At 37.0% G+C, this 2,638-nt stretch carries 2 protein-coding genes; one reads left to right on the top strand and one right to left on the bottom strand.

Annotated features, from left to right (window positions below):
* On the top strand, positions 1–760 hold a 760-nt coding region (locus tag AB0N03_RS52110), incomplete at its 5' end, for a RepB family plasmid replication initiator protein (RefSeq protein ID WP_364388948.1).
* Between the two features lie 110 nt (positions 761–870).
* Here the strand turns inward: AB0N03_RS52110 and AB0N03_RS52105 are convergent.
* Positions 871–2,018, bottom strand: a protein-coding gene (locus AB0N03_RS52105) for an IS3 family transposase (RefSeq protein ID WP_095586744.1) whose coding sequence is annotated in 2 segments (ribosomal slippage) — positions 871–1,766 and positions 1,766–2,018 — 1,149 coding nt in all. Because the reading frame shifts where the segments join, the coding sequence is not laid out codon by codon here.
* Between the last annotated feature and the right edge of the window lie 620 nt (positions 2,019–2,638).

The raw sequence follows: 2,638 nt of genomic DNA, 5'->3' as shown, positions 1-2,638 counted from the left end.
TGAATTTCATCGTGAAATTATGCCTTACTTAATCAATCTTAAAAAGAATTTTACGCAACACGCCTTATCAGATATAGCCGAACTCAATAGCAAGTATTCAATTATTCTTTACCGTTGGTTATCTATGCAATACAACCAATACGAGCATTATAGCGTTAAAGGTGGACGGAGAGCGGAGCAAGTGGAAGCCTACCGCAATCCAACAATTACAGTGAAAGAATTGCGAGTGATGACCGATACCGTCAATGAATATAAAAGAATGTTTCAATTCACAGAATGGATACTAGAAAAACCTTTAGCAGAAATCAACGCTCACACTTCTTTTAACGTGTCCTATGAGAAAGTCAAAAAAGGGCGGAGTATTGACTCTATTGTCTTTCATATCGAGAAAAAACGCATGGCAGACGATAACAGCTACAAGTTAGACGATAAAGTATATCAAGAGGGTAATAAAGTCAAAGAGGAAACCGAAGATAAGCTAGCTATTGAAGCAATGAAAAGCAAATACACCAAGCTATTGATTGAAAATTTTCTTTTGTCACCATTAGAAATGACAGATACGGCAACAATGGCAGGCTTACAGAAAAATGTGTACCCTCTCTATGACGAACTGAAAGAATTGAGAGGGCTTAATGGAGTCAAAGACCACTTGTCTTATGTATCTAGCAAGCGTGAAGAATATTCTAAGCACAATATCGCTAAGTATTTGAAGAAAGCAATCGAGCAATATCTACCTACGGTTAAAAGGCAGGACTTATGATGAGTGAAAAGTTAAAGACAATTAAAGTGGACTAATGTCAAATATTTAGACACAAAATGAGCTATATTTTTGGAAAGTCAACGAAAAACTAGACACGGAGTTAAGAGAATTTAAGAATTATATTTTTCAAAGTCTTTTGGCGACTTGTAATCAAGACCTGAATGCATCCTTTTTGTATTGTAATAGGTCTCAATGTATTTAAATATTTCTTGAGTAGCCTCAGCTCTTGTCTCAAAATGAGCATCATTAATAAGCTCCCTCTTTAGCGTCTTATAAAAAGACTCCATCATTGCATTGTCATATGGATTTCCTTTACGACTCATGCTAGATTGAGCACCGACTTGACGAAGAGTAGATTGATAACGAGAGCTTGTATATTGACTCCCTTGATCAGTATGGACAATCAAGCCAGGCTGAGGATGTTCTTTCCCACAAGCTTGTAAGAAGCAATCCCTCACCAGTTTATCTTGCATCCGTGAAGACATTGACCAGCCTACAATCTTACGTGAAAAAACGTCGATATTCACGGCTAAGTATAAGGTGCCTTCTTTGGTAGGGATATAGGTCATGTCTCCCAGCCATACTTTATTAGGAGCTGTTGCTTTAAAGATCTGATTAATTAAATTGGGTCTTGAAAGCGAAGCTCCTTTTCTGTTGTAATGTTTATATTTATAACGGCTTCCCTTGGCATAAAGTCCCATCAAGTGCATCAGTTTCCCAACACGTTTCGTGTTGGTCATAATACCAGTATTATGAAGTACCTTGGTAATTCTAACCGCACCATAGCGTCCCTTATGCTCATGAAAGACAGCTTTTATCTTCTCTGAGAGAATTTCTCTCTCCACTTGTTGTTTTGAAGGACGACGATGCATGTATTCATAGAAACCTGAGCGAGAAACCTTAAGAACTTTTACTGCATGTTTAATTTTTATCTTCCCATGATGTTTCAAGAGAAATTCAAAACGTTTTACTTGCTTCGCTTCAAGAAGACCCGGAACTTTTTTAGAAGTTCAAGTTCCTCCTGAAGATAACGATTTTCTTTCTCTAACAATTTAATCTTATGTTGGGCATCAGCTAGGGCTGTCCCATTGCCTGGAAAAGCACTTTCTCCATATTCTTCAACTTCTTGAACCCAGCGATAAAGACTATTGGCATGAACCTCAAGCTCTTGGCTGACTTCTTTAACAGAGTAACCCTCTTCAAGAATGAGTTTTACTGCAGAATTTTTAAATTGTTTATCGAATTTTCTTCTTGCCATAATAAACCTTTCCACGATTTCTCTTAACTTTGTGTCTAGTTTATTATAACCTTTCCACCTTTCATTTTTGTGTCTTAATAGACAGATTATAACACACAATTTTCTGTCCACTTTTATAGTATAGCTCCAATTCAAGATGACTTGGAAGAACTAGAAGTAATCGCTAAAGGTGTGTTTGAGTCTTCCATACGTGCTATCTTTCCATTTGACGGAAGAGATAAATACTTAACTCTATCAAAAAAATCAAAGTAACCACGACCGCAAGGGATTTTTCCTAAAGGCAGAACGTCCGATTTTTTCAATTGAGGTGGACAAGCGGAGCGACAAAAGCGAACAGGGAGACTTTATGCTATAATGAGTTTAAAGAAAACTGACACGCAGAGCATGCGGTTAAATTGTTCCATAGAGAAGTCTAATTTCTTGATGAGTGGTTGACGCATCTATGCCACATAAAAAAACGAAGCGGTGCAAACAGAGTGGGGACTACGGCTTAACCACGAAATACCAATCTGTGCCGATTGATGATTTGATTTAAGTTTTAAAATAAAAAAGTTGCTGACAATAAGTTGGTGGCTTTTTTATTTTTTTAAGACAAAAATTTACTGTTAGGAATGTAAACG

The sequence above is a fragment of the Amycolatopsis sp. NPDC051061 genome, from assembly GCF_040682935.1.
In the GTDB taxonomy this organism is placed as follows: Bacteria; Actinomycetota; Actinomycetes; order Mycobacteriales; family Pseudonocardiaceae; genus Amycolatopsis.
The sequence above is the reverse complement of the archived record's forward strand: the minus strand, read 5'-3'. Positions and strand labels throughout refer to the sequence as shown.